This is a genomic window from Rhodopirellula europaea 6C, assembly GCF_000338295.1.
GTDB classification, from domain to species: Bacteria; Planctomycetota; Planctomycetia; order Pirellulales; family Pirellulaceae; genus Rhodopirellula; species Rhodopirellula europaea.
Map to the genome: position 1 here is coordinate 37,040 of NZ_ANMO01000116.1, position 26,841 is coordinate 63,880.

At 56.7% G+C, this 26,841-nt stretch carries 18 protein-coding genes; 9 read left to right on the forward strand and 9 right to left on the reverse strand.

The annotated features are described in order from the left end of the window. The first annotated feature begins 9 nt into the window (after positions 1 to 9). Entirely contained in the window at positions 10 to 615 is a 606-nt protein-coding gene (locus RE6C_RS11495) for a nitroreductase family protein (RefSeq protein WP_008656736.1), read from the forward strand. Positions 616 to 619: 4 nt separating this feature from the next. Beyond that, positions 620 to 1,771 carry a sigma-54 interaction domain-containing protein gene (locus tag RE6C_RS11500; RefSeq protein ID WP_008656737.1) on the forward strand — a complete coding sequence of 384 codons (1,152 nt, stop codon included), beginning with the start codon at positions 620 to 622 and terminating at the stop codon, positions 1,769 to 1,771. A gap of 55 nt (positions 1,772 to 1,826) precedes the next feature. Here the strand turns inward: RE6C_RS11500 and RE6C_RS11505 are convergent, their stop codons facing one another. The 5 genes from RE6C_RS11505 to dapB all read right to left on the reverse strand — a co-directional run bounded on the left by RE6C_RS11505 (position 1,827) and on the right by dapB (position 10,039). Further along, positions 1,827 to 3,971 carry an FAD-dependent oxidoreductase gene (locus RE6C_RS11505; RefSeq protein ID WP_052034948.1) on the reverse strand — a complete coding sequence of 715 codons (2,145 nt, stop codon included), beginning with the start codon at positions 3,969 to 3,971 and terminating at the stop codon, positions 1,827 to 1,829. Positions 3,972 to 4,116: 145 nt separating this feature from the next. Beyond that, positions 4,117 to 4,512, reverse strand: coding sequence for a hypothetical protein (locus RE6C_RS11510; protein WP_008656739.1), 396 nt, complete (start codon positions 4,510 to 4,512; stop codon positions 4,117 to 4,119). Positions 4,513 to 4,586: 74 nt separating this feature from the next. Continuing rightward, positions 4,587 to 8,102 (reverse strand): serine/threonine protein kinase, encoded by a 3,516-nt coding sequence (locus RE6C_RS11515; protein WP_008656741.1) that lies wholly within the window; start codon positions 8,100 to 8,102, stop codon positions 4,587 to 4,589. A gap of 93 nt (positions 8,103 to 8,195) precedes the next feature. Next, positions 8,196 to 9,104, reverse strand: a complete 909-nt coding sequence (locus RE6C_RS11520) for a 1,4-dihydroxy-6-naphtoate synthase (protein ID WP_008656742.1) — start codon at positions 9,102 to 9,104, stop codon at positions 8,196 to 8,198. 92 nt (positions 9,105 to 9,196) lie between these two features. Then, entirely contained in the window at positions 9,197 to 10,039 is an 843-nt protein-coding gene (gene dapB, locus RE6C_RS11525) for a 4-hydroxy-tetrahydrodipicolinate reductase (protein ID WP_081605629.1), read from the reverse strand. Between the two features lie 250 nt (positions 10,040 to 10,289). Between dapB and RE6C_RS11535 the strand changes: the two genes are divergently transcribed. The 4 genes from RE6C_RS11535 to RE6C_RS11550 all read left to right on the forward strand — a co-directional run bounded on the left by RE6C_RS11535 (position 10,290) and on the right by RE6C_RS11550 (position 12,801). Continuing rightward, positions 10,290 to 10,880 (forward strand): ComEA family DNA-binding protein, encoded by a 591-nt coding sequence (locus RE6C_RS11535; RefSeq protein ID WP_236618127.1) that lies wholly within the window; start codon positions 10,290 to 10,292, stop codon positions 10,878 to 10,880. A 61-nt stretch (positions 10,881 to 10,941) separates the two neighbouring features. After that, complete coding sequence (locus RE6C_RS11540) at positions 10,942 to 11,262, forward strand: metal-sulfur cluster assembly factor (RefSeq protein WP_007326213.1); 321 nt, start codon at positions 10,942 to 10,944, stop codon at positions 11,260 to 11,262. A gap of 5 nt (positions 11,263 to 11,267) precedes the next feature. Beyond that, positions 11,268 to 11,660, forward strand: a complete 393-nt coding sequence (locus RE6C_RS11545; protein ID WP_008669825.1) for an acyl-CoA thioesterase — start codon at positions 11,268 to 11,270, stop codon at positions 11,658 to 11,660. A 13-nt stretch (positions 11,661 to 11,673) separates the two neighbouring features. After that, entirely contained in the window at positions 11,674 to 12,801 is a 1,128-nt protein-coding gene (locus RE6C_RS11550; protein ID WP_008656750.1) for an ATP-grasp domain-containing protein, read from the forward strand. A 4-nt stretch (positions 12,802 to 12,805) separates the two neighbouring features. Here RE6C_RS11550 and RE6C_RS11555 read toward each other — a convergent pair whose 3' ends face one another. Continuing rightward, positions 12,806 to 13,627, reverse strand: coding sequence for a hypothetical protein (locus RE6C_RS11555; protein ID WP_008656751.1), 822 nt, complete (start codon positions 13,625 to 13,627; stop codon positions 12,806 to 12,808). 257 nt (positions 13,628 to 13,884) lie between these two features. On the opposite strand from RE6C_RS11555, the gene RE6C_RS11560 reads away from it, so the two are divergent. After that, positions 13,885 to 21,300, forward strand: coding sequence for a type I polyketide synthase (locus RE6C_RS11560; RefSeq protein ID WP_008656752.1), 7,416 nt, complete (start codon positions 13,885 to 13,887; stop codon positions 21,298 to 21,300). 52 nt (positions 21,301 to 21,352) lie between these two features. Here RE6C_RS11560 and RE6C_RS11565 read toward each other — a convergent pair whose 3' ends face one another. After that, entirely contained in the window at positions 21,353 to 22,033 is a 681-nt protein-coding gene (locus RE6C_RS11565; RefSeq protein ID WP_236615971.1) for a response regulator, read from the reverse strand. 201 nt (positions 22,034 to 22,234) lie between these two features. Between RE6C_RS11565 and RE6C_RS11570 the strand changes: the two genes are divergently transcribed. Continuing rightward, a complete protein-coding gene (locus RE6C_RS11570) occupies positions 22,235 to 22,618 on the forward strand; it encodes a hypothetical protein (RefSeq protein WP_008656754.1) in 384 nt (127 codons plus the stop codon). Between the two features lie 78 nt (positions 22,619 to 22,696). On the opposite strand, the gene RE6C_RS11575 is transcribed toward RE6C_RS11570, so the two are convergent. Beyond that, positions 22,697 to 25,264: an alpha/beta hydrolase-fold protein gene (locus tag RE6C_RS11575; RefSeq protein WP_008656758.1), complete on the reverse strand. Its 2,568-nt coding sequence runs from the start codon at positions 25,262 to 25,264 to the stop codon at positions 22,697 to 22,699. A gap of 271 nt (positions 25,265 to 25,535) precedes the next feature. On the opposite strand from RE6C_RS11575, the gene RE6C_RS11580 reads away from it, so the two are divergent. After that, the gene (locus RE6C_RS11580) at positions 25,536 to 26,462 is read left to right on the forward strand and encodes a cobalamin-binding protein (RefSeq protein WP_008656759.1); all 927 of its coding nucleotides are present in this window, start codon (positions 25,536 to 25,538) and stop codon (positions 26,460 to 26,462) included. Here the strand turns inward: RE6C_RS11580 and hisI are convergent. Further along, positions 26,459 to 26,839, reverse strand: coding sequence for a phosphoribosyl-AMP cyclohydrolase (gene hisI, locus RE6C_RS11585; protein ID WP_008656760.1), 381 nt, complete (start codon positions 26,837 to 26,839; stop codon positions 26,459 to 26,461). The genes RE6C_RS11580 and hisI overlap by 4 nt on opposite strands. Positions 26,840 to 26,841 lie beyond the last annotated feature (2 nt).

Below are 26,841 nucleotides of genomic sequence, written 5' to 3' on the forward strand. Positions count from 1 at the left end.
GGATGGAAGATGGCAGTCAACGAAACGGATCTGGAAGTATTGCCCGTCATCGCTGATCGATGGAGCCCGTATCGATTTGATGGGCGTGAAGTCGAAGATGACAAGTTGCGTCGGTGCTTGGAAGCCGCTCGTTGGGCCGCCAGCAGTTTCAATGATCAACCTTGGTCGTGGATTGTCGCACGTCGCCAAGACGGTGAAGCGTTTGAGGCGATGTTGCATTGCCTATTAGAAGCCAACCGGGATTGGGCGTCGCGAGCCGGTGTGTTGATTTGCACCGTCATTCGCACCAATTTTTCGTACAACCAAAAACCGAACCGAGTCGCTCTGCATGACCTCGGTGCGGCGGCGGCTCACATGTCACTTCAAGCGACCTCCTTGGGTTTGCAGGTGCATCAAATGGCCGGTGTCAATTTGAGCCAAGTTCGAGGCCAATATCAGCTTCCCGAAGGCTACGAACCGGCCACGGCGATCGCTATCGGATACGCCGATGACCGTGAACCCAACACCGACGCCGAGCAAGTCTTGGAAGACCGTCAAAGCGGCGTGCGGGAAAGAACTCCATTGAAGAACCAAGTCTTCATGGATGCATTCGGGCAAACAGCACCTTGGTTGTGATTTCGTGAGTTCTCGAGGACAGCTCCTGCCTGGCGTCATCGGCCATTCGCCCGCGATGCGTGAAGTTGATCGCGTGACGCGAAAGGTCGCGGTGAGCAATGCGTCGGTGCTGATCCTTGGAGAAACCGGAACGGGCAAAGAACTGATTGCGTCAGCGGTGCACCGGTTGAGCCACCGCAGTGGCGGCCCGTTCGTTAAAGTCAACTGCGGTGCTCTGAGCGAGAGTCTGCTGGAAAGCGAATTGTTCGGGCACGTGCGTGGTGCCTTCACCGGAGCCGTTGCGAACCGAGCTGGTCGTTTCGAAGCTGCCGACGGAGGCAGTATCTTTCTCGATGAAATCAACTCCACCACGTTGACATTGCAGGTCAAGCTTCTGCGAGTGTTGCAGGAGAAAGAATTCGAACGAGTCGGTGATACGTCAAGTCATCGCACCGACGCGAGAATCATCGCGGCCAGCAACCGCGACTTGATGCGTCAGGTGCAGCTCGAAGAGTTCCGGGAAGACCTTTATTGGCGATTGAACGTGGTGCCAATCGAGCTACCTGCGCTGCGTCACCGTCGTGAAGACATCCCGGCTCTCGTGGCATTCTTCTTGGATCACTACAACGAAGTTAACGACCGATATGTGTCACACCTGGGACCCGGCGTGATGCGTGCGTTGCAAGACTACCACTGGCCGGGGAACGTTCGCGAACTTCAAAACTATGTTGAGCGAGCGGTGGTGATGAGTGACACCGATGAGTTGGTGCTCGACGCATTGCCACTGTGTGTTCGCGATCCTCATCACAGCGCGCCGGTTCGCGAATTGACCAGTGCCGCGGGTGGATTGCAGGCACCGCCGGTTTCCAACGGAATGAATGAAGTGCGTCCGGCCGACGTCGCTCCGGGAGCACCCGCCGGTGCAAATGCGGCACTTGATATCAATCGAATGGATCTGAAAACGCTCGCTCGGATCGTCGTCCAACGCGGTTTGGACGAAGCCGACGACGCCGAGGATTTGCACTCGGTCGTCGTCGATCAAGTCGAACGCGAACTGATTTCTCAGTTGTTACTGCGGTGCGGCGGCGTGCAGACCAAAACCGCGTCGCGTCTCGGGATGAACCGAAACACGTTGTCCAAAAAGATGAAGGACTACGGCCTGAACCTCGACGATTGATCGCGAGCTTTCAGGGCTGTTTCAATCGCCGGGTTGGTTCACTCGCAGGGCTAGTTCATTCAGCGTCAAACGGCAACCAATTGACCAAATCAATCACGACGTAGCCGTTGGCATCTTCATTCGAGATAACCACTTTCGCGGGTTGTGATTTGTCGAACGCATAGATGCCCAACGACAGCAGCTTGCTGGATTTGGAATCGGTTTCGATCTGCGTTTGATCAATTCGATGTGTCGTCGTGCCCCCTTTGTGATGGACATCGACGCGAGTTTGTTTGGATCGGTTGGAGTTGGTGGGAAAGCTCAGTCGCACCTCGTATTGACCCGATTTCGGCAGATCTGTCTGGTAGATCGCTTGCTTGATGCGATCGGTGACTTTTCCGTCGTGGTGATAGCCCGAGCCGTAGAAGTTGCCCGAAGCATGACTTTGGATCCAACCGCCGATGCGTTCGGCTTGCGTGTCATCGACGCTGACGCCTTCGACGGTTTTCAGATCCAACGACTCAGGATGGCTGGATTTCGCAACGCTCGGTGGCGTTTCCAGGATTTGTTCGTCATCGAGCAGACGCTTGCGAACATCCGTGTAGGGCACGTCTTGAACGGCGGTGTCGGATCGATTGGCGAGCGCCGCGATCGTCGCGGCGGATTGACCAAGGATCATGAAGACCGGTTCCATACGGATCGAACCGAACGCGACGTGAGTGGCCGAAACACAAACCGGTGAAAGCAAATTCTCGCACTCGTCGCGTTTTGGAAGCAACGCACCCATTGCGATTTTGTATGGGCCGCGGGTTGAAACGCCGAGGTCGCCTTCGTTTTGCACGTAGCCTTCCGGTGTGATGTATCGCTGGGTGTTGTGCGAGTCGATTCCGTAGGAACCCATGCCGACGGAGTCAGGGGTAGGCAAGTCTTTTCGCAAATGGTTCTCGGTCATCACGAATTGGCCGACCATCCGTCGGGCTTCGCGAACGTAGATCTGGTGCGGCCAGTGATCGTTGTCGGTGAACTCATCCGCCGACAATCCCCACTGATTGATTTCGTCTTGGACTTCCTTTGGCACCCTTGGGTCGGTGGCGATGAAGTACAGCAACCCGCGTTGGTAATCTTCGTGTTGCTGAATGATTTCTTGGCGACGCTCGTAGGTGGCTTCGGGGTAGTCGTAGTTGGCACCAATGTTGTCGAAGCTGACAGGGCCGTGATTGTTGGTGTCCGTTTTGTGGTTCGGCAGCGGGTCGAATTTCTTGAACACATTTCGCCAACCGGCTTCGAAAGTACGAGCCATGATCTCGTACGTGGCGGGGTCATAGCCTTCCGGACGCTTCCACGCGACGCGGTTTTCTGGGTGATTGGTCATGCACGTGCGGAAGCAATAAGCTTGCACATGATCGTCAGCGGATCCAAACTCGCCCGGTGGATCGGGGCTGACCAAGGGAATCACGCCGCTGCTTGGGTCGCCCGGTACGACATACGGATCAACTCGTTTGGGCAGCACATCAAAGTGGTGTGAGTGATGCAGGACGCCGGTTTGAACTCCCGCGTGAGGTTCGTTGTAATCTTTGATTCCTTCGCGGCCGTGAGCTGTTTGGACTCCCGCAGCGGCGATCAGGTCGCCTTCGTAGGTGGCATCGATGAACATCTTTCCCGGATAGGTTTTTCCGTCCAGTGTTTGAATGGATTTGATGCGACCATCCTGCTTCTTGACTCCCTTTTCCCGATCCAGCCAAGCGTCGCGAACGACAGTGATGTCGTGTTCGGCCAACATCTCATCGAGGATATTTTCGGCGACGTGTGGTTCAAACACCCACATCGTTGCTTGGTCATCGTCACTGGCCCGGTGCCCTTGGGCGCGGTTGCCGTACTTCTCTCGCGTTTGGAATTTCCAGGACGAGTCGTCTTGGTAGTGCTTGTAGACGCGGTGGTAGAAGTCCTTCGCGAGGCCACCAATCACCCCTTTATTGCCGGTGTCGGTCCAACCGAGTCCGCCACTGGTCAAGCCGCCCAAATGTTTGTCGGGCGAAACCATGATGACCGACTGCCCCATGCGAGCAGATTGAATCGCTGCGGTAACGGCGGCTGCGGTTCCGCCGTAAACGACAACGTCGTGGGACGTTTCAGCATTTGTGCGTGAGGTGGGGAAGAGCAACAACGTGGCAAGAATCATCGAGCACATCGACAGACGATGGCTCCGAGAAGCGGAACGCATGGGGTTGGGATCCGGGTGGGGAAGGGATGGTGGGGCGGGTCAAAAAGAAAGCCCGATGAGTGGGACACTCATCGGGCTTCGCAGTTTAGTCGAACTCAGCATGCGTCATGGGCTTCATTGAAACCCAGACCATGGTCCGGGGCGATCAAAGACCAGCGTCGGTCGCTGGCAATTCGTTCGATTTGATTTTTTCGCCGAAGGTCTTGCCGTCTTTGCTCTTCACTTCAGCAACTTTCTTGAAAGCGGCCGAGATCTTTGCGGCGGCTTCTTCTGGATGCTCTTTGAAGTATTCCTTGGGGAAGTCCTTCTTGTCGAGCAGTTTGTGCAATGCACGTCCGTACTCGTTGCGAGCTTCTTTCTTTTCTGGTGCACCTTTGACGTGGCAGAGATTGCAACCGGCTTTGCGAGTCGCTTTCACGAAATCAGCGTCGGTGTCTTCAGTGATGTAGTCAGCTTTCCACTGTTTGCCAAATTCGCTGATCGCGAACGATGGGGTGGAAAAGCAGGCAGCGATGCCCAGAACAAGAGCCAAGCGTTTCATCAAGCAGGTTCCTCAAGTAAAGATCAGGTGGGTTTCAGGCGGGAGCCGACGAGGCCGTCGACGCACTATTAAAGTCACGGTGTGGGGGGAAAGTCAAATGTACGTTCCATCGGCATTCTAGGTAGAGACCGTTCCTGGAATCCACCCACAACTGATCCATCTTGCCTAAAGTCTCGCGGTGACCACCGGCTAGAGGGGGTGGATTCGGGCAGTTGTTCGGTCCAACGGACGGTCCACCGTGGTGGGCGTTCGTTCATCCAAGGCGGTGGATTTTCAAGGATTTCCAGGATATCGCTCATCGTTGTGATTCGGGTTTGCCCCAATTCGTCGCGAATCAACAGCATTGGGTCGTCCAAAGCGGTGTCGGTGTCGTAGGCGTTGCCTAAGCCACGTAAACGGACCCAAATTTCATCTCGGTCGACACGTGGGATTCCCGTTAATTCAATGTGAGGAATTCCCGTGTCGACGACAAAGACGCATTCCTCGGCTCGTCGCTCGATCTCGACCGGGTAGGGCGCGCTGACGCCCATCCGCATTTGCAGCAGCCCTTTGGGCGTGATCGCGGTCAACTGCTCCAGCGACAATCGCACAGATCCGGATGAGGGGTGAGGTGGTTGAAGTGCACCGCCCATTTCGATCATTCGGCGTGAAACCGCCAGCAATCCGTTTTCCCAAAGCAATTGAAGTTCGGCGGCGACGTCCATCCGCAACATCGTGATTTGACCGCGAACGATCACGTTGGACAGTTCAATGGAAACCAACGGCAACGCTCCGCTGGCATCTGAGACACCGCCGCTTTCGATTCGGTCATAAGGCAGCCGTTCTGGATCGGTGACGATGCTGAAAGCTTGCACATCGTCCCGACGCGAAGCGTTGTCGATCGTTACCGTGCAATCGCGCAGCCGGACGCGGCGGTTGTCGTTGATGGCGAACAGGGCTCCGCCGTCGGTTTCCGTTGCCGGCACGGTCCAGAAAAAATGCAGCCCTGACATCTCGATTCGGTGAGAACCGATCGTCATCATCTCGCTGCGTTGCATGTCCACGTTCTCGGTTGAACGGAACAAAATCTCAGTCCCACCAGGCAGACTGGACGAAAGAATCAAATCACTGCGTGGGATTGTCACCGGTGCGGATACGAGCTGTGGTGTCGCAATGTCGATGCGATCGATTTCCAACTCGTCGGCCAGCTGCAATGCATCAGACAAAGTCGTGGCAAGCTGCACGCCGGCGCGAGCGGCTTCTTCGCGAAGCTGGGGAACTCGTAGTGCTTCGGTTGAAACGATCTGAACTCGAATGGGTTCGGGCGGCGTTGTCGCCACTGGAAGATTGGTATCCGAATCCTTGGTGGCAACGGAATCGCCGGACGAGTCGCCGCCGGCGAGCGGTCGCGAGGAGCTCGTGGCGTTTGGGGTCAGCATGTTGGCTGCGACGGAGTCGGACGTGGTCGCCGAACCAACCGATTCGCCCGTCAGCGGATTCGCATTGACCGGCCCAATCATCGGCCCGCCAGCCATTGGAGTCGCGGTGTAGATCGGGTTGTTGCCAGACGCTCCTTCGCGATTGACAACGCTGGGGACTGTTGGGGCTAGCGGCAGCGTTTGGTAGGGCTCACCCGTCATTCCAGGTGGAAGAGGCAGGCCGCTGATGCGAGGCGGATCAATTCCGATTGAGGGTGAACTGTCGGTGCCGCTCCCGTCAGCGGATGCCGCGGAATCGTTGACCGTCATACCACCGGCGAGAGGCGTTGACGCTGAGATGACAGAATCGGGATCGATCGACGGTGGGATTGATGGATCTTGTTGCGTTGTGCTGCGTCCCGTCATGCCGCTTTCAGCGATTTGATCGATCGCCGTCAAAGGTTCGGTTCCGCCGATGCCGGTGGCGCGAGCTTGTTCGGCAGCCGTTCCAGTCGCGGATGTTCCGCTGGGCAGCCGATCGCCGACGGATGTTGCTGGCAGTTGGCCTGGTGGCAGCAAGGCACCCTGCCCTGCCGACGTCCCGTTTCGCGGGGCCGTTGCGCCGGCGGTTTCGGTCGCAGGAGAGCTCGTTGATGTCGAAGTTGGTGCACCTTGCGAAAACGGCCGCGACGTCTCTAAATCGGTTGAACCGATGGCGTCTTGCAGGTTTTCGGTCGAACGTGGTGCGACGGATTCCGTTGCATCAGGCGAGACCGAATTGTCGATCGCGAGACTGAAATCCCGCCGCGACGGCATGGAAAGCAGTTCCACCGCGAGTGCACTGAAGAGCAGAATTCCTGCGGCGATCATCCAAGGCAAATGGCGACGCAACCGTCGCATCGATTCGCGGTGATCATGATCTTCCACGGTCGGAACGGTGACGCCACGACTGCGTGGCAAGTTCTCTCGCGAGGCCAGTTCTCGCAGGTCCGCGATCAGCGTTTCGCTGCGCTGATAACGTTCCTCGGGAAGTTTCGCGAGCATCTTGTTCAGGATCGCCGTCATCTCCGGCGGAACATCCTCACGGTGTTCGCGGATATCTGGAATCGCGGCGTTGCCGTGGCTGAGCAACTTCTGCAGCATCGTTCCGCCAGGGAACGGTGGCGATCCGGTCAGCATGTAGAACAGCGTGCATCCCAGCGAATACAAGTCGCTGCGGATGTCGGCCAATCTTGGGTCGCGGGCTTGTTCGGGTGAGATGTAATCGAACGTTCCCAGCGTGACGCCACTGGCTGTCATGTCTTCGCTGGTGTCGAAGTTGTCCGACCGAGCCAACCCCATGTCGACGAGCTTGACCTCACCATCGGTCGTGACGATCACATTGGATGGTTTGATGTCTCGGTGAACGATGCCTCGCCGTGACGCGTGTCCGATTGCCTCGGCGACTTGGGTCGTGAAGAACAACGCGTCATCAAGCGACAACGGTCCTCCATTGGCGACCATGTCGCGAACATTGGCACCGTCGATGTATTCAAAGACGATGTAGTGCCACGGGCCATCGTTGCCGACATCGAACACGCGAGCGATCAACGGGTGATCCAGCTTCGCGGCACTTTGGGCTTCGTTTCGGAAGCGTCGTTGCAAGTCGGGGTCATCGGCCGCGAACGGGATGACCTTCACCGCCACGGTCCGTCCCAGTTGTTCATCGCGGGCGCGGAAGACGGCACCCATCCCGCCGCCGCCAATTTGATCTAGCAGCAAGAAGTGATTGAGACGTTGGCCACCTAAGTCTCGCGTGATTGATGCGGGCGTGTTGTGTCGATGCGACGCGTGTGAAGAGTCTCGAAGTCGAAACGGCTCACCCGACATTCGGTGCGATCGAGTGGCCGAGATATTCGATCGGCTCGATCCGGCTCGGATCACCGTGTCAGCACCCTCGATCACCTCATCAATAGGATAGGACTGAATCGAACGCGCTGACTTCAATCCACCGGATGCTCGCTGATCGTCCTGCAGCGATTCGTCATCTGCGTCGGCGATCGGTTCGACCAGCGAAGGGTCGGCTGATTCTTGCGGGGAGTCGTCTTGGTTTGCCGGTGCTGGTTTGGGTCGGTGCACCGTGGATCCCTCCGGCAAAACCGCGGAACGGTCCGGATGCGAGGAATCAGCTGATGAGAGCGACCGGGAATCCATACGACGCAGCGGCGGAAAAGACAGAAGAGAAGAGGCAGTCCATTCCCACTCAGGATAGTTCTTTCAACCGGCGCGGGCAAACAAACTCAACGGCTAGATACCGGTTTCGCCGCAGAAAAAACGTAGCTTTGCCGATCCCAAGCCAACCTGTCGGGCCATTTCCGAGAGTGTCGTGAGCGCGTCTTGCCCCACCGATCCGAGGTCCACGGTCCAGTCGTTGACGTACAGGTCCACGTGCTGCATCAGCACCGAATCGTCCATTTCCTGGGCGTATCGACGCATCGCGGGCAGCGCAGAATCGGGATTCTGCCGAGCTGATTGGAGCGATCGGCGAATCACGTCGCAGGCCGCCCCCATCGTGGCGGGGGCATGTCGGTCTCGCATCACCAATCCGCCCAGCGGCAGGGGACGTTTGGTTGCGTTTTCCCAGAGATTTCCCAGGTCAGCAGCCAAATGCAGGCCCGATTCCGCGTAGGTGAAACGCCCTTCGTGGATGCAGACGCCGAAATCCGCCTCGGAACGCTGAAGAGCCGGCATGATCTCGGAAAACACGACCTGACGCACCGAAGTGGAGTCTGGATAGAACAGCCGAAACAACAGATGTGCGGTCGTGTGTTCGCCGGGGCACAGCGTGATTTGATCCGGAGTTTGTGGCTTGGCTCCGTTGTGGGCTGAAAGCAGCAATGGGCCGACGCCGAACCCAAGTGCCGATCCCACCGGTAAAACCTGAGTCTCACCGGCCATCAGTAACGCCGCATGGAAACTGGTCTTCGCCAAGTCGAATTCGCCTGCCAACAGTCGTTGATTCAGCTCGTCAATGTCCAACAACTCGATTCGCCATGTGAAGCCACCTGTGTCAAACGACGACTCGCCGGGGGCCATCGCCGCATCCAACAACCGCGAAAAGGCAAAGGTGTCGTTGGGGCACGTGGAAATTCCCAGGTGAAGCTCAGGGCCTTCGCCGATTCGAAGTTCGTGCGGGACAGATTGGATCGAGTTCACCGGTTCCGTTTATCTAGGGGCCATGAGTGTGCAGCCGAGCGTCTGTGAGCCCGTGCAAATCTGAGGGCCAAGCCTCGGGACCTGTGATGGGCTTAATTGTTGGACATGCCCAGCACATCAAACATGCTGTACAGGCCTGGGCCCTTGTTTTGGTGGATCAGCCATTTCGCGGCAGCCAACGCGCCCGACGCATAACAATCGCGGTTGCTGGCGGCGACGTTGAGCTCAATTTTCTCGCCCAGCATCCCAAACACGATCGTGTGTTCGCCCGGATTGTCGCCCACGCGAATGGCGTGATAGCCGATTTCTTCGCGAGTTCGAGCGCCCGTGTGACCTTCTCGACCGTGAACATGCGTGGTGGATTCACCCAACTGTCCAGCAATCAATTCGCCAAACTTCAAAGCAGTGCCGCTGGGAGCGTCTGCTTTGAAGCGGTGGTGCCGCTCCAAAATCTCAACGTCCAGACCACCGGCGACATCTTTCAATGCGGCGGTGATCTGTTCGGAAATCTTCATCGACAAATTGACCGCCAACGACATGCTCGGCGCCCAGACGACCGGAATTGACGAAGCAGCCTCGGACAGGTTTTGCTTTTGTTCATCAGACAAACCCGTCGTCGCCACCACCAACGGCGAGCCAACTTTGACGCAATGTTCGACGCATCCGTCGATGGCTTCGGGAAGCGAGAAATCAATCACGGCTTGGTTGGTGGCTGAATCGTCCAGCACTGGCCAATGCGAAGAAATTTGAATGCCCGAGGGAGCTTCGCCGGCCACGGCACCTGAATCTTGCCCGAGGTGATCCGACTTGGCGTGATCGATGGCACCTACCAATTGAAAGTTGGGATCCGCCAAACCGAGAGCCACGACGCGGCGTCCCATGCGACCGGCTGCACCATGAACTGTAAGAGAAATCGGGCCTGTTGAATCTGCCACCGAATGGAACCGTCTGTGAGAGGAAATGAACTGCGATCACACCGCGAAGGCTTCAATCTAACGACCCCACAAACGAACCAACAGGTCGGACGATCGGGCCCGCGGAGTTACACGGTTCGTAATGAATCGCCTTTGATCCGATCGGTGCGACTCTCACGCATTGCCTTGAACCGCCCTCAATCAAGAATAAACCGAGTCGAAGTAACGTTCGCAGCAAATTTCCACGAGGAACGCTCGATTAGGAATGTCGATGCCCGCCACTGACGGCCAAAACGAGACTACTGCGGACGCGGGGCCCGCTGATCGAACAACGTGCGTTCTGACTCATCCCGGATTGCAGTTGGGAATGAGCGTCGCGGTCCTGATCGCGGCGGTCGCTTGGATGCAAACGACTTCTTCGCGTTCGAGCCTGGAAACCGCCGGTCAATCACCGGAAGCGTCCGCCAAGTTGAGCATTGGGTTGAACTCGTCCGACGCTCGTGAATTGTCATTGTTGCCGGGAATTGGTCCCAAATTGGCCGATCGGGTTGTCCGGCATCGAGAATCTCATGGCCCATTTGCATCGGTCGAGGATTTGTTGGCAGTTCACGGCGTCGGCCCAAAGTTGTTGCATTCGCTGCGACCCTGGGTTCACGTCACGCAACCTGCGCCGGCATCGCCCGAGCAATTGGCGGGCTCCGATCGCCCGGGATTCGAGGAAACCTCAACGAAGCACGGCCGAAACGCTGATCAGCCCTCGACATCGAATCCGACGGCGGCGACCGATCGGTTTGACGATTTCGGGGGTGGCGGCCATGATGAACATCTCGCGAGAGTCGCCTCCGGCCGACTTTCGGACTGACCGCGTCCACACGTCGACGTCGGCAAACGATTCCCAACCACGTGATTCAACGAGCATTCCAATGGCTCTGGCCGAAGACAAAGTCCGCGAAGCCCTCAAAGAGGTCATCGATCCCGAGTTGTACGTCAACATTGTTGACCTGGGATTGGTGTATGTCGTCCAAGTCGGTGAGGAAAAAGAGGACGGCCGTCACGACGTGAATGTCGAAATGACGATGACCAGCCCCATGTGTCCAGCTGGTCCTCAGTTGGTCGCAGGAACCAAGAACGCCGCTGAGTCACTCGAAGAAGTCGACACCTGTGACGTGAAGGTTGTCATGGAGCCAGCCTGGACTCCGGACTGCATGACCGACGAAGCTCGCGATCACCTCGGCATCTTTTAGTCGCAGTGACGGATTCGCTGCCCACGCATAAGTACGGATTTCGCGTGGCCTATCAGGAAACGGATGGGCAACGTCGAGTTCACCATGCCAACTACCTGAATTACTTCGAGCGTGGTCGTGTCGAGATGCTGCGCGATCTCGGACACAACTACAAAACGATCGAAGACGACGGTCGAATGCTGGTCGTCGCCGAAATGAACGTGAAGTATTTCGCTCCCGCCGAGTTCGATGATTGGTTGGAGCTGACGACCACCGTTGTCGAAATTCGCAAAGTTCGAATGCGGCATCTCTACCAAATTCACCGTGGCGACCAATTGATCGTCGAAGCGGATTCGGTAATCGCGTGCGTCGATCGAACCGGCAAATTGGCTCGTTTGCCGAACCTGGAAACTCGCTGACGGCGATCCCCGCATGCGAGTCTTTGTCGGCGAATTTCTTTGTGGCGGTGGCATGGCGTCCACTCCCAAGGATCAAATCCCTTGTTCGCTCCTGAGCGAAGGTCTCGCGATGTGGCGAGCGATGATCACCGATTTTGCCGAATGGGCCGAAGTGGTCACGCCGATCGATCCCAGGTTGAATTTGAGCTTCGATCGCATGCGAGATTCGGTTCGTTGCGTTCCGCTTCGATCCGGGGAAAACGTCCGCGGGCAGTGGTTGGCCATCGCGAAAACCTGTGACATTGCCCTCGTCGTTGCGCCCGAAATCGATGATGAACTCGGGCAGATGGTCCAAGCTTTTCGCGAGGCGGGACCGGACTTGCTCTCGGCCGATCAGGCGACACTTCGTATGGCCAGCGACAAATGGTTGAGCGCGAAATGGTTGGTGGAAAATGACATCCCAACGCCGCTGGCTTGGTCGAGCGAATCAAGACTCGCCGCGAATGGGATACGACCAAGCGAACTCGGCATTATTGGTTTGAACGCGAAACGTTGGGTGCGAAAGCCGCGTGACGGATGTGGTTCCGATTCCGTTCTTGTCTTCCACGATTTGCAAGCGGCTTGTTCGACCATGGCGAACGGCGACCTCGTTCAAGCATGGGTCGAGGGGCGGCCTGCTTCTATGTTGGTGGTAGGCGGAACGACAAAGGAAGTCGCCGATCAAGTCATTTGTCCCGCGGTTTGGCAGCACTGTCGGTTAGACGAGGATGATTCCGATTCCGCGAATCGATCCGACGTTTGGAAGGCGTGCTACACCGGTGGGAGTGGACCGATTGAATCCGAACTGCAATCGCGAGTCGTTTCGCTTGCCGAGCAAGTCACGCGTGCTTTGCCTGAACCGCTGCGCGGGTTCCTGGGGATCGACGTTGTCTTGGGGGACCGAATCGAAGACGACTGCGTGATCGAAATCAATCCTCGACTGACGACGTCCTACATCGGTATCCGACAAATGTTGGATAAGAATCTGACTTCGATCTGGAATCCAGAATCGAGCTGTGAGCGGTGGATTGCCGGCGGGCAACTTCGTGTTGGACCGCGGCAAGTTTGTTGGACGTCCGAAGGCGACGTTCAGATCGAATCGTCGAGGGACGGCGAATCCTAGTTCATCACATGCGAGAAGCCGCGGCGAAGAAGCCGCCGGCACAACCGCCACAGATGATGGCCGTGATTGCCGTTTTCCAGTTATCACGGAAATGTCGAATCACGAAGACCGGGACGTAGAGTATCGTCAGCGACAAAAGGCCCTCGTTGCGACTGACTTTGAAAGCGCGGGCGATCAGGGTCAGCACCGCACCGATGGCTACCATCGCAAACGCGGCTCCGCCCAGGTTGCAGAACATTTGCAGTGGTTTGAACTGCAACTGCTCGACCCGGCGGGAAGCGTTCACGGCCAACACCGCGATTGTGACGGCACTGCCGAGGATGAAGAGGATCAAAGCCAGCATCCACGGAGGCATGCCTGCACCTTTGTGCATTTTTTCTTGCAAAGCCACATCGCGGACCATGTCCTGTTCCGCCTTCATGAGCGCTAGAGTGCCCATGTCGATGTCGACGCCGGCAACCTTGTGGCTCTCCAGGCTCGTGCCAGTTTCTTTGTTGTAGCCACATTTGGTGCACAAAACCGCTCCGGCTGCCATCTCGGATCTGCAGGACGGGCAGACCGCGAAAACTTGGCGATCGAAACCTTCTTCGGCGAACAAATCGTCGAGAGAGTCAGATTGTGCTGCTGCTGGGGCTGGTCGAGCCGCTGCGGGACGAGCCGAGGCGGCTTTGGGTTTTGCCGTTTTCGCGGCGGCGGTTTTACCCCCCCCGCCTGACGCGGGCACGCGAATTGCTTTGCTGCAGCCCGGGCATTTGACCGCTTTTCCGGCAAATTCATCTCGGACGCTGAGTTGTTTGCCACAGGAGCATTGCAAGCGAATCGGCATCTAGAAATCGTTGGCAAAAGGAATGGAGGACGTCTCGCGAAACCTGGCGGGCCGCTCCAGCGAGATGCGGGCCAATTGGTGAGGCGGTTTCGGCGTTAGTATAGATGCAAATGGCCGAAACGACGACTCACAATTGAGTCTTTGATAACTCACCTCCGTGCTAGTAATTCTTGGTCGCTTAAGCAAACTTGTGATGGATCCTCGGCTCCGCGAATCGGTTCGCCCTCCGCCTGAACGTCTAACCTGAACACTGCATCGTGAATTCACCCGAACGTGATCTTTCCGACCGACTCGCGAAGCTCTCTCCCGAACAGAGAGCAGCACTGCGAAAACGCTTGGCCCGTTCGTCATCTTCGACGTCTGCTCCCGCCACCCAGCCCGCCGATTCAGGCCAATCCAAATCGTCTGTCGAACCAATCGCGGTTGTCGGCGTCTCGTGCCGTTTTCCCGGTGCACCTGATTTGGATGCGTATTGGAAGGTCGTCTCCGAAGGCATCGATGCGACCTCGGAGATCCCACCGGAACGCTGGGATGTCGATTCTCTCTACGACCCGACCGGTCAGAAAGCGGGCCGGATGTCGGTCCGTCGCGCGGGCATGGTCGACAACATTGATCAGTTCGATCCAAAGTTCTTTGGCATCTCACCTCGCGAAGCGGCGCGGATGGATCCCCAGCAACGACTGCTGTTGGAAGTCAGTTGGGAAGCGTTCGAAATTGCCGGCATCCCGGTGAGCAGTTTGGCGGGAACGCCGGTCGGTGCCTACGTCGGAATTGGTGGCACGGATTATTCCAAAGTCCCTTCCACCTACGATGGTTACTACCAATACATCGACGCGCATGTTGGGACCGGCAACGCGCTTTCGATCGCAGCCAACCGATTGTCCTACATCATGGATCTTCGCGGTCCCAGCATGGCGATCGACACGGCGTGTTCGTCTTCGACGATGGCGATTCACTTGGCCGTGCAAAGTCTGCGTGCCGGCGAGTGCGACGCTGCGTTGGCAGGTGGCGTCAACGCAATCTTGACCCCCGAAACAACGATCGCATTTTCGAAGGCACGCATGTTGTCGCCGGATGGGCAGTGCCGACCGTTCGATGCCGACGCCAATGGCTATGTCCGCGGTGAAGGTTGCGGCATGCTGTTGCTGAAACGTTTGAGCGATGCGGAACGAGACGGCGATCGTATCTGGGGAACGATCCTGGCCAGCGCGACCAATCAAGACGGCCGAACCAGCGGCATCACCGCACCCAATGGTGTGTCTCAACAAGCGGTCATTCGAACCGCCCTTCGTGAAGCTGGACTGCCCGCCTCGCGAGTCAACTACATCGAAGCACACGGCACTGGGACTCCGTTGGGTGATCCGATCGAAGTCGATGCGCTGACGCAAGTGTTCTCTGGCAAACCAGGTGTCGACCCACCTTGCTATGTGACCAGCGTCAAAGCCAACGTGGGCCACATGGAAACCGTCTCGGGTGTGGCCGGCATCATCAAGTTGTTGCTGATGATGCGCCACCAAACGATTCCTGGTCAGCTCCATCTGAACAAGCTCAACCCGCGAATGTCGCTGAAGCGGTCACGCATCGTGATACCCGCTCAGTCACCACCATGGCCGGTTGATGATGAGCCGTTGGTGGCTGGAGTCAGCTCATTCGGATTTGGTGGAGCCAACACTCACCTTGTGATGCAGCAGTACGCGGCGAAGGAAACGGTCGAGCCCGCCGGTTCGACGGATTCAGACACGACGGATCGAACTCAGCACGTGTTGAGTCTGAGCGGCAAGAGTGACGCTGCCATCGCGGAGGTCGCTTCACGGTTGAAACAGCATCTTGATCGCACCGACGACAACGTGGTGGATGTGGCACACACGATGAATGTCGGCCGCGTTCATCACACGCATCGAACCGCGGTGGTTTTTGAAGACGCGAAGCAACTTCATCGTCAGCTGACTCAGTTGAGCGATGGCAAGAAAGGTCCCGGCATCCGAAGCGGGCAAACGGTGACCAGTCGCGCGACTCGAACCGCGTTCTTGTTCACCGGACAAGGCTCGCAGGCTGCCGGTATGGGGCGTGGCTTGTTTGAAACGCAGCCGGTGTTTCGCAAGTCGATGAGGCGTTGCGATGAACTCTTGGCAAAGGTTCTGCCAAAGCGATTGCTGGATGTTTTGTACGGCGAAGGTCCCTACACCGAACTGGTTCACCAAACGCGATACACCCAACCCGCTCTTTTCGCGATCGAGTATTCGCTGGCACAGTTGTGGTTGTCATGGGGATTGAAGCCGAACGTCGTGCTTGGACACAGCGTCGGAGAATTCGCGGCGGCCTGCATCGCCGGTGTTGTGTCGCTGGAGGACGCGCTGAGCTTGATCGCACACCGTGGGCGATTGATGGGCGAGTTGCCTGCCGGTGGCGGCATGACAGCGATGTTTGAATCGGCGGAAGTCATCGCCAATCAACTTCGCGAATTTGAATCATCCGGCGGAGGATCGTTGTCAATCGCCGCCGAAAACGGGCCGCAGAACACGGTTGTTTCCGGTCCACAATCGGATTTGGATGCGTTCGCAAAACACTGCGAAGAAGCTGACATCGCTTCGAAGGCTTTGCAGGTATCGCATGCGTTCCATTCGCAATTGATGGAACCGATGTTGGATGAGTTCCGGCAGATCGCTGAACAGTGCGAATTCAAAACGCCGCGCATCCCTTTGATCAGCAACCTGACCGGTGAGCAATGGACCAAGGCTTGGGACGCTGACTATCTGTGCGACCACATCCGCAACGCGGTTCGCTTTGAACCGAGCATGCGAACGCTGGCGGAGATGGACATCGACGTCATGTTGGAAGTGGGACCATCGCCAATTTTGACCGGCATGGGCAAGCGTTGTTTGCCGGAATCCTCCGCCACCTGGGCCACCTCGCTGCGGTCGGGCAAAGACGACGAGACGACTTTGTTCGAAGCGGTGGGCGACGTGCACACTCGTGGTGGAAAAATCGATTGGAAAGCGTTTGATCAGCCGTGGAAGCGGCAGCGTTTGGTATTGCCCACCTATCCGTTTGATCGTCAACGATATTGGTTGGATCCATCCGATGAAATCGTCGAGGATCCATCTCGCAATCGCTCGGGATCGGGTGAACCACTGCATCCGATGCTTGGTCGCTTGCAGCCATCAGCACTGCGAAGTCGTTTGTATGAGAACGCATTGTCGGCCCGGTCGCCGGAGTTCTTGGCGGATCACGCGGTGCAAGGTTCCGTCAACTTGCCCGGAGCTGCCTTTGTTGAGGTTGCCTTTGCCGCGGCGAGAGACCGCTTCGGTCCGGGGGCACATGCGGTGACGGATGCCAGTATCGAACAAGCCATGTTCGTCAGCGAGGAACGCTGGAAAACGTTCCAAACGATCGTCGATGAGAGCCTATCGCTGGAAGTCTATTCTCGCGATCGGGTCGATACGAGCGATTCATGGCAGCGGCACATGTCGGCGTCGCTGGTTCCTGCTGAGCAAACTGATGAGTCGGCCGATTCGGAAGTTGTTCCTCCTCCATCAGGTTTGTCGACCGTCGCTCAGCGATTTGTGGGTGGCAAGGATCACGACGAATTCTATGACCTGATGTCGCATCGCCGACTGGAGTACGGTCCCCGTTTCCGGATGCTGAATCGTGTCGATTACTCGATTGACGAAGCGTTGGGGCAAGTTCAATGCGATGACGCCACGCGTGCCGAACTGGATGATTACATTCTGCATCCCGTTCTGGGCGACGCGTTGATGCAAACATTCTCGGCCTTGGTTCCGCGACCTGATCATGACACGTTCAGCGAAGCGACGTACATGCCGACGAAAGTTTCGCGGGCAGTTGTGTACCAGCGACCCGAAGGGACACTTCGTACCTATGGACGTAGGTCATCGCCGGGCGACGTTTTGGACCCCGAGTTCGTCGAAGGCGATGTTTGGTTGGTCAATGAGCGTGACGAAGTCGTTGCCGAATGGACTGGCGTTCGCGTCACCCGGGTTGGACGCGTCGGTGGTGGAAAGTCAGAGTCGCTCGACGATTCGCTTTACCAAATCGATTGGGAGGCCACTGATTCGTTGTCCGATGACATTGACTTGGACGGTAAGCAAGTTTGGCTGTTGGGCGAATCAGGATCGCGTCGAGAATCTTTGGCCAAGCAATTGGTTGACTTCGGTGCTGAAGTCGTCGAGGGAGACTTGGGCGATGATCTGAAAACGCTCGCGGAGAAATCCGAATCGACCAAACCACTTGCAGGGCTCATCACGGTTTGGGACCCGAGCGATGGATCAAGCAATCCAGCGGATGATGCGGAGGCGGTTTGTCAGTCGGCCCTCAAGCAGATTCGCTCGGCGATCACGCACGTACCGGTGAGCAAACATTTTCGCGGTTGGTGGCATGTCACACAGGGGGCACAATCAGTTTCGGAATCGGAGTCGTCCATCGACTTGGTCCATTCACCTTTGTGGGGAATGATTCGCGTCGCGATGATGGAACTCGCCGATCTGAAACCTTCGTTGTTGGAGGTGGATCCGTCCGCTTCCGATCAATCCAATGGGCAAGCCATCGCGGCTGAGATGATTGCTGCGGATGACGAGGATCACGTTGCTTACCGGGATGGCACGCGTCACCTGGGACGGTTGGTGAAGCGACGTGCCCCAGCGGCATCAGAAAGCGACACGATAGTCACGATTCCGTCACAGCCGCACCGGCTGCGTTTTCGACAAACCGGTAGTTTCGATTCGTTGTATTTCGAGCCGATGGAACGCGAGGCACCTCAGGGAAGCGAGGTGGAACTGCGGGTCAATGCGGCGGGACTGAACTTCAGCGATGTCCTGAAAGTCATGGGGCTGTATCCCGGGATCACTGACAAAGTGGTGCCATTGGGGATTGAATGTTCCGGTGTGGTTACCGCGGTTGGCAAAGAAGCGAAGCGTTTTCAAGTTGGCGATCAAGTGATGGGGGTCGCTCCGTTTAGCTTTGGTTCGCACGCGAAGACGCCTGAGTACACGTTGGTCAAACGCCCGGCTGGAATGGACGATGTCGAAGCCGCAACCATCCCCATCGCTTTCTTGACCGTATGGTATGGGTTGGTGCATTTGGCTGACGTTCAGCCTGGCGAACGGGTGTTGATTCATGCGGGGGCTGGCGGTGTCGGATTGGCGGCAACCCAAATCGCTCAATACCTCGGTGCCGAAATAATCGCGACCGCCGGCAGCGACGAGAAACGTGATTTCCTTCGTGAATGCGGCGTGAAGCATGTCTTCAACTCTCGAACCACGGAGTTTGCCGACGACATCCGTCGTGCATTCTCAGGTGAAGGAGTGGACGTGGTCTTGAATTCGCTTCCCGGCGAGGCCATTCCAAAAAGTCTCGGTGTGCTCAATGCATACGGTCGCTTTCTAGAGATCGGAAAGACCGATATCTACCAAGACCGCAAGGTTGGATTGTTGCCATTCCAGGACAACCTGTCCTACCACGCGATCGATTTGGATCGAGTGTTGCGACAGCGCCCGGCGAAGATCGAGAAGTTGTGGGCGGAACTTGCTGAGCGATTCGAGGCCGGCGACTTGCAACCGATCGCTTGCACCGAGTTTGATCAGACCGAGATGGTCGAAACGTTCCGTTACATGGCGCAGCGAAAGAACATCGGCAAAGTCATCACGCGAATGTCGACGCATACGACGACTGATGCGGTGCCGCAACAAGAAGCATCCGAATCGACCGTGTTGATCACCGGAGGCACTGGTGCGATTGGTTTGAAGCTCGCGAAGCAATTGATCGACGAAGGTACGACCAGCATCGCGTTGCTATCTCGCCGGCAACCGACCGGTGAAGTCGCGGCGAAGATCGATGCGTTGACGCAGGACGTTGATTCGGTGCGGGTGACTGTGTTGCAAGGTGACGTGGGTGACCTTGATTCGTTGAAGTCGGCACTCAAACAACTGCCCGGCGATCTGCCGCCTATCGGGCATGTCTATCACGCAGCAGGAGTTCTGCAGGATGGATTGTTGATGGACATGACCGAAGAACAGTTGCATGTTCCCATGGGACCCAAAGTCCAAGGTGGTTGGAACCTGCACGTGGCAACGAAGGATCTTCCGATCGAATCGTTTGTGCTGTTCTCTTCCATCGCCGCTTGTTTAGGATCACCCGGACAAGCCAACTACGCGGCGGCCAATAGCTTTTTGGATTCCCTGGCCGAATATCGCCGTGACAAAGGTTTGCCGGCGACCAGCATCGCTTGGGGCCCGTGGGCAGAGTCCGGAATGGCGGCCACCGAGGATCGGTCGTCGCAACTTGAATCGCGAGGAATGCGATTGCTTCCCGCCAATGCTTGTCTGCAAACAATGCAGCAACTCATCGATGCCGGCGATCGATACGTGGCCGTGATGGATGTGGATTGGCCCGCGATGACGAAAAGCATGCGGCGCAGTCGGCCGTTCTTCGCCGAGTTTGCGGATCGCTCCGATGTCGATGGCAAAGCGAGCGTGGATCAAGTCGACCACGAGTTCCGTTCCCAATTGTCGGGAGTTTCTGAAAGCGAACGAACCGACCGTTTGCGTCAGTACTTTGCTTCTGAACTGGCCCGGTTGATGGGCTGGGAAGCGGATCAGATCGACGTGAAGCAAAAACTCAGTGAATTGGGCATGGATTCGCTGATCGCAATGGAACTGAAGAATAACCTCGAGCAACGCTTGGCAATCACGATTCCAATGTCAGCACTTGTCGAGTCGCCGTCGATTAACAGTTTGGTCGATCATGTGGTTTCGCAGTTTGGCGACGAAGACGGCGAGATGAAGAAGACGTCGGAGAAGTCACAACAACCTGGCGGCGACCGAACCGCGTTGATCGTGCCCTTGAAAGCCGATGGTGCTCGTTCGCCTTGGTTGTGTATTCATCCGCTGGGAGGGTCGACCGCTTGCTACTCCGAGTTTTCGCAGCAGGTCGACGACGACCAACCGGTGTACGCTTTGGTCGGTGGAGGCTCCGATGGGGTCAGCGAACCGCCGGCGTCTTTGGATGCCATGATGCAAGAGTATGTTGAGCTCGTGCAAGAACAATTCGGCGATGATGAGTTGCGTCTGATTGGTTGGTCTGCGGGCGGTGTCTTTGCTCTTGAACTCGCACGCCGATTGGAAAACGAAGGCCGAGACAACGTCGCGGTGACGTTGTTGGACACGCCTCTTCCATCGATCTACCGCAATGTGGATCCGAATGATGATGTGCAGTTCGTCGCCGATCTGATCCAGTTCTCCAATGCATTCTCTGGGACAGACATGCACTTGTCGGCGGAAGAGTTGGAGGACGCTCGTGGGACCGATCAAATCTGGCAGCGTGTCTTGGAAGAAGCCCAGCGTGCCGGAGTCCTCACCCAGTCCGCATCGGCAGAAATGGTTCGTAAGTTGATCGATACCAGCCGTCAGCACGTGCAGTTCATCAAGTCGTATGAGATCGACCCTTCCAGTCCAAGTGTGCAGTTGATTCTTCCGGCGAAGACGACGGCCTTGGAAGGTTCTTCAGGAGAACGTTGGACCGATCACCTGGATTGGGCTTCTCACCTGGATAGCGAAGTGCTTGTTGAGCAAACCGATGGTGATCACTTCACCATGCTGTTGGGTGAGCACGCGAAAGAGCTGGCGAAGAGAATGGAGCAACACGCGACGGCCAAGTGATCTTGTCTCTTCGTAGCCCGGGACGAATGCCCAACTGGCTCGTCGAGCGGCACTACTTTGCCATCAGGTATCCAACCCCGCGGACCGATTTAATTCGCGTGGGTTGATTGGGGTCATCGCCTAGTTTGCGTCGAACTCGTGAGACACGCAGGTCAATCGAACGGTCGAGTCCGTCGTAGGGCAGCCCCAGCAAATCAACATAGATGTCCTTGCGAGCGACCACTGATCCCGCACGAAGTGCTAGGTATTCGATCAAGTCAAATTCCGCGGTGGTCATGTCGACCGGGTCGCCCGCAATGGTGACCTGTCGTCGGGCGGGCGTTACAACCAAATCACCAACGATGATTCGATCTTCGTCGGTCAGTTGAGCGTCCGATTTTTTAAGATGGTTCTTTAGCCGGGCCAGCAACGCACGCGGACGAACCGGTTTGCTCATGAAATCGTCCGCACCCACTTCTAGAGCGACAACTTCATCGATTTCTTCGCCGCGTGCGGTCAGGACGATGATTGGGCCCGAGAATTGATTGCGCACCGATCGACACACATCGATCCCGTTCATGCTGGGCAATCCAATGTCCAAAACAATCGCATCAAATCGGTCGTGGACGATTCTTTGAGCAGCGAGTTTGCCATCGTTTTCGACCTCAACATGAAATCCATTTTCATGAAGGAAGTCACTCACCATCGCTGCCAAATGGGTGTCGTCTTCGACCAATAGCAGTCGATCTTGCATTACATCTTTTCCTTCTCGGACATGAACGTTCACCGACTGAAACCCCAGTCCCCGTCAAAGGTTCCGGCGGAAACGTGGGGCGGTGATGAAACCGACGTGAAACCAATTTTCGGCTCAATTTGGCGGAACCTCCTACCCGTATCGGCATTGAAGCCTTGCCGTGAGTGGAGACTCACACGGTTTCACCAACAGGAGGAAAAAATGAATCGAAAATCAATCACTTGCAGCAATGGGCACCATTTGCGAGCCGCCGGGGCGCTGTCCGGCAAGACTCTGCCCTGTCCGAAATGTGGTGTCGCAGTCACCATTCCGTGGGAAGAAGCGTTCACGGTTCCTGAAGAACCCCCCGTACGCGACACGCTGTCCGATACCGGCGTCATGCGAATTCTAGGTGAGACCGCGGTGGCTCCCGCTACTGAAACCCAGCCGGACGCGAATCAAGCGAATCCAGAATCACACCGGCCGTGTCCGCGGTGCGAGTACTTGGTCAGCGATCAGTCCACGGTGTGCCCGAAGTGTGCTTGCTACATGGGCATGATGCCTCAATTTTTGCGAGCACTGCTTCCCAAGAATTTGTCCGCCTGAACGGACGAACAAGTCGCCGATAAGACCCCTTCAAGGAATCCTGCCTGGATGCCTTGAAGGGACGGGATCAAACCAAGATCACTTCTCGACGGTCAGCTCACGCCGATAGATGGTCGTACCGTTCGTCACGTACAAGTGTGAGTGTTCCGGACCGGCCAGCACGCAGCTGGTCAAAGGTTGATCCGAATCGGGTTTGGGAAGCACTCCGCAGGGGCGACCGGTGGGATCAAAGATCTGCACGCCCAGTTCGCTGGTGACATAGAAGCGGCCGATCTTGTCAACCGCCGAGCCGTCTCCCTTGGACGCTTGGATGTACTGGGGTGGTTCGTTGAAATTGAAATCGCCCTTGGGATCGATCGGCAATCGCATCGGCATGGTTGGCATCTTTGCATCGAGCACACCATTCTTGTTGACTCGGAATGTCCATGTCGATGGTCCACCATGATCCGAAACGAGCAGCGTGCCGCCGTCGTTGGACAGTGCGATGCCGTTGGGACGGGTGATGCCCACATCGACCGCGGTCACTTCACCCGTCTTGATGTCGATTCGAGTCACTTGGTGAGCTCTGGTCTCGGTGATGAACAAATAGCCTTCGTCTGAAACCGCGAGATCGTTGGGGGCAACGTTTTCAGCGATCGTCTTCACTTCACCTGATTTTGGATCGATTGAGATCACTCGCTTCTTGGATCCTTGGCAGGCGTAGAGCAGATTGCCGGGACCAAACATCAATCCGCTGACGGCTTCCTTCGCGATGACCGATTTGCTTTGGTCTTTCGCGTCGACTCGCACCACTGCCGGAGCACGCATGTCGCAGTAATAAAAATTACCGTCTGCGTCGCTGCAGGGAGCATCAGAGAATCCAAGGTTTTCAGCGACGACTTCCCATGACTTACCTGGGACAAGAAGATTCAAGAGCGTCAGGTCGCCACGAAGGTCATCGGAAGTGTCGATGGATGGTGTGTGTGTTTCGCTGCGCCACAACCATTTCATTGCCTCGGGAAACTGCATGCTGCCGAAGTCAGCGTTGTGCCCAAAACCTTCTGCCCAATCCAGGCGAACGTCGTATCCCATGTAGGACAAAGATGATTCCATGCGTTGATTGGCAATCGGCCAATGACCAAACGGGTTGTCGTTGTCACCGCTGGTATCTGACATGTAGACGCGAATGGGTTTGGGTTCGGTCTTTCGGATCAAAGACGAATAAAGGTCTCCCCCACGCAAATTCACGAAGCTGCCGACATTGGAGTAAACCTTGCGGAATTGGTCGGGGCGTTCCCATGCAACGGTGAAGGCACAGATCGCACCGGAGCTGGATCCGCCAATCGCACGCATGTTGGGATCGTTGGAAAGGTTGTATTTCTTTTCAACCTCGGGAAGGATCTCTTCCAACAAGAATCGACTGTACCGATCGCCCAAGCTGTCGTATTCGAAACCTCGGTTGGAAGATTTGCGGCCCTTTCGAGGTTTGGATTTGTCGTGCCCCGGATTGAGAAACACCGCAATGGTTGGCGGCATGTCACCGCTTGCGATCAAGTTGTCGAACACGGTTGGGATACGCCAGCGACCCTTTGGGTCACGCATCCGCTCACCGTCTTGGAAAACCATCAATGCCGCTGGTTTGCTCGCGTCGTACTGAGCCGGAACGTAGATGGACCAGTCTCGAATGGTGTTGTCAAAAATCTCTGAGTGCCAAGGCGGCATCGATTCCACTTTGCCTTGCGGAACGTTTTCGTTCACGATCGCGAGCGGGTGTGGTTCCCACTTGGGTTTGGTGGATGACGGCGGGGTGACTGTGGATTCCGCTTCGTCGTTCCACAACCACTGCAAGGCACTGGGCAGTTCTTTGCCGCCCCACTGACCACTGTGTCCGCCTTCGGTCATGACAAACTTGTATTGGTAGCCCGCGAATTGAAGTGCAGCGGCCATGTCGCGGTTTGCCAGCGGCCAGTTGCCATGTAGGTTGCTCAGGTCATCGCGGCCTTCTTGCAAGTAGACTTGGATGGGTTTCGGATTTGACTTTGTTTTGCGAATCAAACCGGGATAGGCCCAACCGCCACGAATGTTGGTGAAGCTGCCGATGTGACTGAGTACCTTGCCAAATTGATCTGGCCGTTCCCAAGCCACGGTGAAGGCGCAGATGCCACCGGAAGAGATGCCCGCAATGGCGCGGCGTTTGGGATCGGTCGAGACTTTCAAATCCTTCAGTACAACTGGGAGGAATTCGTTGATCAGGAAGTTCGAATAACGATCACCCAAAGAGTCGTATTCGAATGAACGGTTGCTACGGTTCTTGGCACCGGGTTTGGTGGCCGGGATGGTGCCTGGATTGACAAAGACGGCGATCGTCGGAGGCAAGGAACCGTTGTCGATCAAGTTGTCCAGGACGATCGGAACGCGGAACGCACCGTTTGGTTTGGCGTAGTTCATTCCATCCATGAACACCATCAAGTTCGCCGGTGATTCGGGATCGTATTGCGACGGAACATAGACGGCGTAGTCTCGCCGAGTCCCCGGATAGATCTCGCTGGTGTCGAACACTCCCTTCGTGATTTCGCCCTGTGGCACGTCATCCTGAACCGTTCGCAGCGATTCGTCGTCTGCGTTTGCACTCAGTGCGGTCGAGGCAATGAAAACTGCGGCGAGCATCCAAAGACAGGAGCACGACCGAATCCATGAAGCGATACGCTTCTTTGCTGGAAAGACTGCTATCGGATCGAGGGGGTGAAGCATGATGAATCGCTCGTTGGGATGCTGTTGGGGTGGGATCCTCCCGCGTAAGATCGCGTGAGGGGGCTCTGATCATCGTTGCTGGAGAGTTGCCAAGCAAGTGCCGCGAACAGATGAGCATCACGGGTGGGAAGATTGCTCCGGCCTGATAAGGTGCTTTCAAAGCCACTTCCGCCTCAGCAAACGTTTCATGAACATCATTTCACTTCTGCCCAGTGCGACCGAAATCATCTGCGCGTTGGGACTGCAGGACCAATTGGTAGGTGTCACACATGAGTGCGATTATCCATCCGGTGTTGATCGTCTTGCGAAGGTCACTCAGACGTTGATTCCGCATGATGCGACCAGCGGTGAGATCGACACGATGGTGCGAGAGCGATTGCAGACCGAGCGAGCTTTGTACTCACTGAATATGCCGGTGGTGGAATCGCTGGCGCCGGATCTGATCGTGACTCAAGCTTTGTGCGACGTTTGCGCGGTGGCTGAATCGGAGGTCAACGCGGCGGCGTGCTCCTTGCCCGGACAGCCTCGCGTCGTGAACCTGGAGCCGACTTCTTTGTCGGAGATGTTTGATTGCATCACCTTGGTTGGTGAAGCCGCAGGTTGTCCGGACCGGGCGACAGCTCTGATTGACCAATTGCAATCACGAGTCGCTCGAGTACGAAAACGCTCGGAGGATTTGTTGTCACGGCCCGAGACAAAGGTACCGAGCGTGATGTTGTTGGAATGGATCGACCCTCCGTTCAGTGCCGGTCATTGGAGTCCGGAGTTGGTGCGACAAGCCGGCGGCCACGAATGTGTGGGCGAGGCCGGTGAGCGTTCCGAGACCACCTCTTGGGACCGCATGCGAGAAGCGGATCCGGACGTGTTGTTCATCGCGTGTTGCGGTTTCAGCGTGTCGCGAACATTGGAAGACGTGCCGATTCTACGTGGCTATCCCGGATGGTCCGATATGAAGTGTGTTCGCGAAGAACGTGTCTACGTGGTCGACGGTTCGGCCTACTTCAGTCGGCCAGGCCCACGATTGGTCGACAGCCTAGAAATTCTCGCCAATGCCCTTCACCCTGAAGTCCACCCTCTCCCAGATGGCCTATCACCCGCCATGCACCTCATCTAAGCGATGCGTTCTTCGGTGATGTGGGTTGTGCCATCGGGATCGACGCGACGGAAGAAGCAGCTTTCGTAGTTTTCGTGGCAGGCTGCTCCGGTTTGTTCGACGGACAACAGGATCGTGTCGGCGTCGCAGTCCACTCGGATTTCTCGCACGACTTGAGCGTGGCCGCTGGTGTCACCCTTCCGCCAAAGTTTGCCTCTCGAACGGCTGAAATAAACCGCTCGGTTGCCCGAGATGGTTTCGTCCCAAGCTTCGCGATTCATCCACGCCAGCATCAACACTCGTCCTGTCGTGGCGTCTTGGGCGATGGCGGGCAGCAATGTTTGACCGGTCTTGGGACACGGGACTCCGGCGTCAAAGTTGGGAATGGGGGATGACATGA

Coding starts and splice junctions, on each gene's coding strand:
- RE6C_RS11495 (WP_008656736.1), top strand. CDS start 10: ATGGCAGTCAACGAAACGGATCTGGAAGTATTGCCCGTCATCGCTGAT.
- RE6C_RS11505 (WP_052034948.1), bottom strand. CDS start 3,971: ATGCGTTCCGCTTCTCGGAGCCATCGTCTGTCGATGTGCTCGATGATT.
- RE6C_RS11510 (WP_008656739.1), bottom strand. CDS start 4,512: ATGAAACGCTTGGCTCTTGTTCTGGGCATCGCTGCCTGCTTTTCCACC.
- RE6C_RS11515 (WP_008656741.1), bottom strand. CDS start 8,102: ATGGATTCCCGGTCGCTCTCATCAGCTGATTCCTCGCATCCGGACCGT.
- RE6C_RS11535 (WP_236618127.1), top strand. CDS start 10,290: ATGCCCGCCACTGACGGCCAAAACGAGACTACTGCGGACGCGGGGCCC.
- RE6C_RS11540 (WP_007326213.1), top strand. CDS start 10,942: ATGGCTCTGGCCGAAGACAAAGTCCGCGAAGCCCTCAAAGAGGTCATC.
- RE6C_RS11550 (WP_008656750.1), top strand. CDS start 11,674: ATGCGAGTCTTTGTCGGCGAATTTCTTTGTGGCGGTGGCATGGCGTCC.
- RE6C_RS11555 (WP_008656751.1), bottom strand. CDS start 13,627: ATGCCGATTCGCTTGCAATGCTCCTGTGGCAAACAACTCAGCGTCCGA.
- RE6C_RS11565 (WP_236615971.1), bottom strand. CDS start 22,033: ATGCAAGATCGACTGCTATTGGTCGAAGACGACACCCATTTGGCAGCG.
- RE6C_RS11570 (WP_008656754.1), top strand. CDS start 22,235: ATGAATCGAAAATCAATCACTTGCAGCAATGGGCACCATTTGCGAGCC.
- RE6C_RS11575 (WP_008656758.1), bottom strand. CDS start 25,264: ATGCTCGCCGCAGTTTTCATTGCCTCGACCGCACTGAGTGCAAACGCA.
- RE6C_RS11580 (WP_008656759.1), top strand. CDS start 25,536: ATGAACATCATTTCACTTCTGCCCAGTGCGACCGAAATCATCTGCGCG.
- hisI (WP_008656760.1), bottom strand. CDS start 26,839: ATGTCATCCCCCATTCCCAACTTTGACGCCGGAGTCCCGTGTCCCAAG.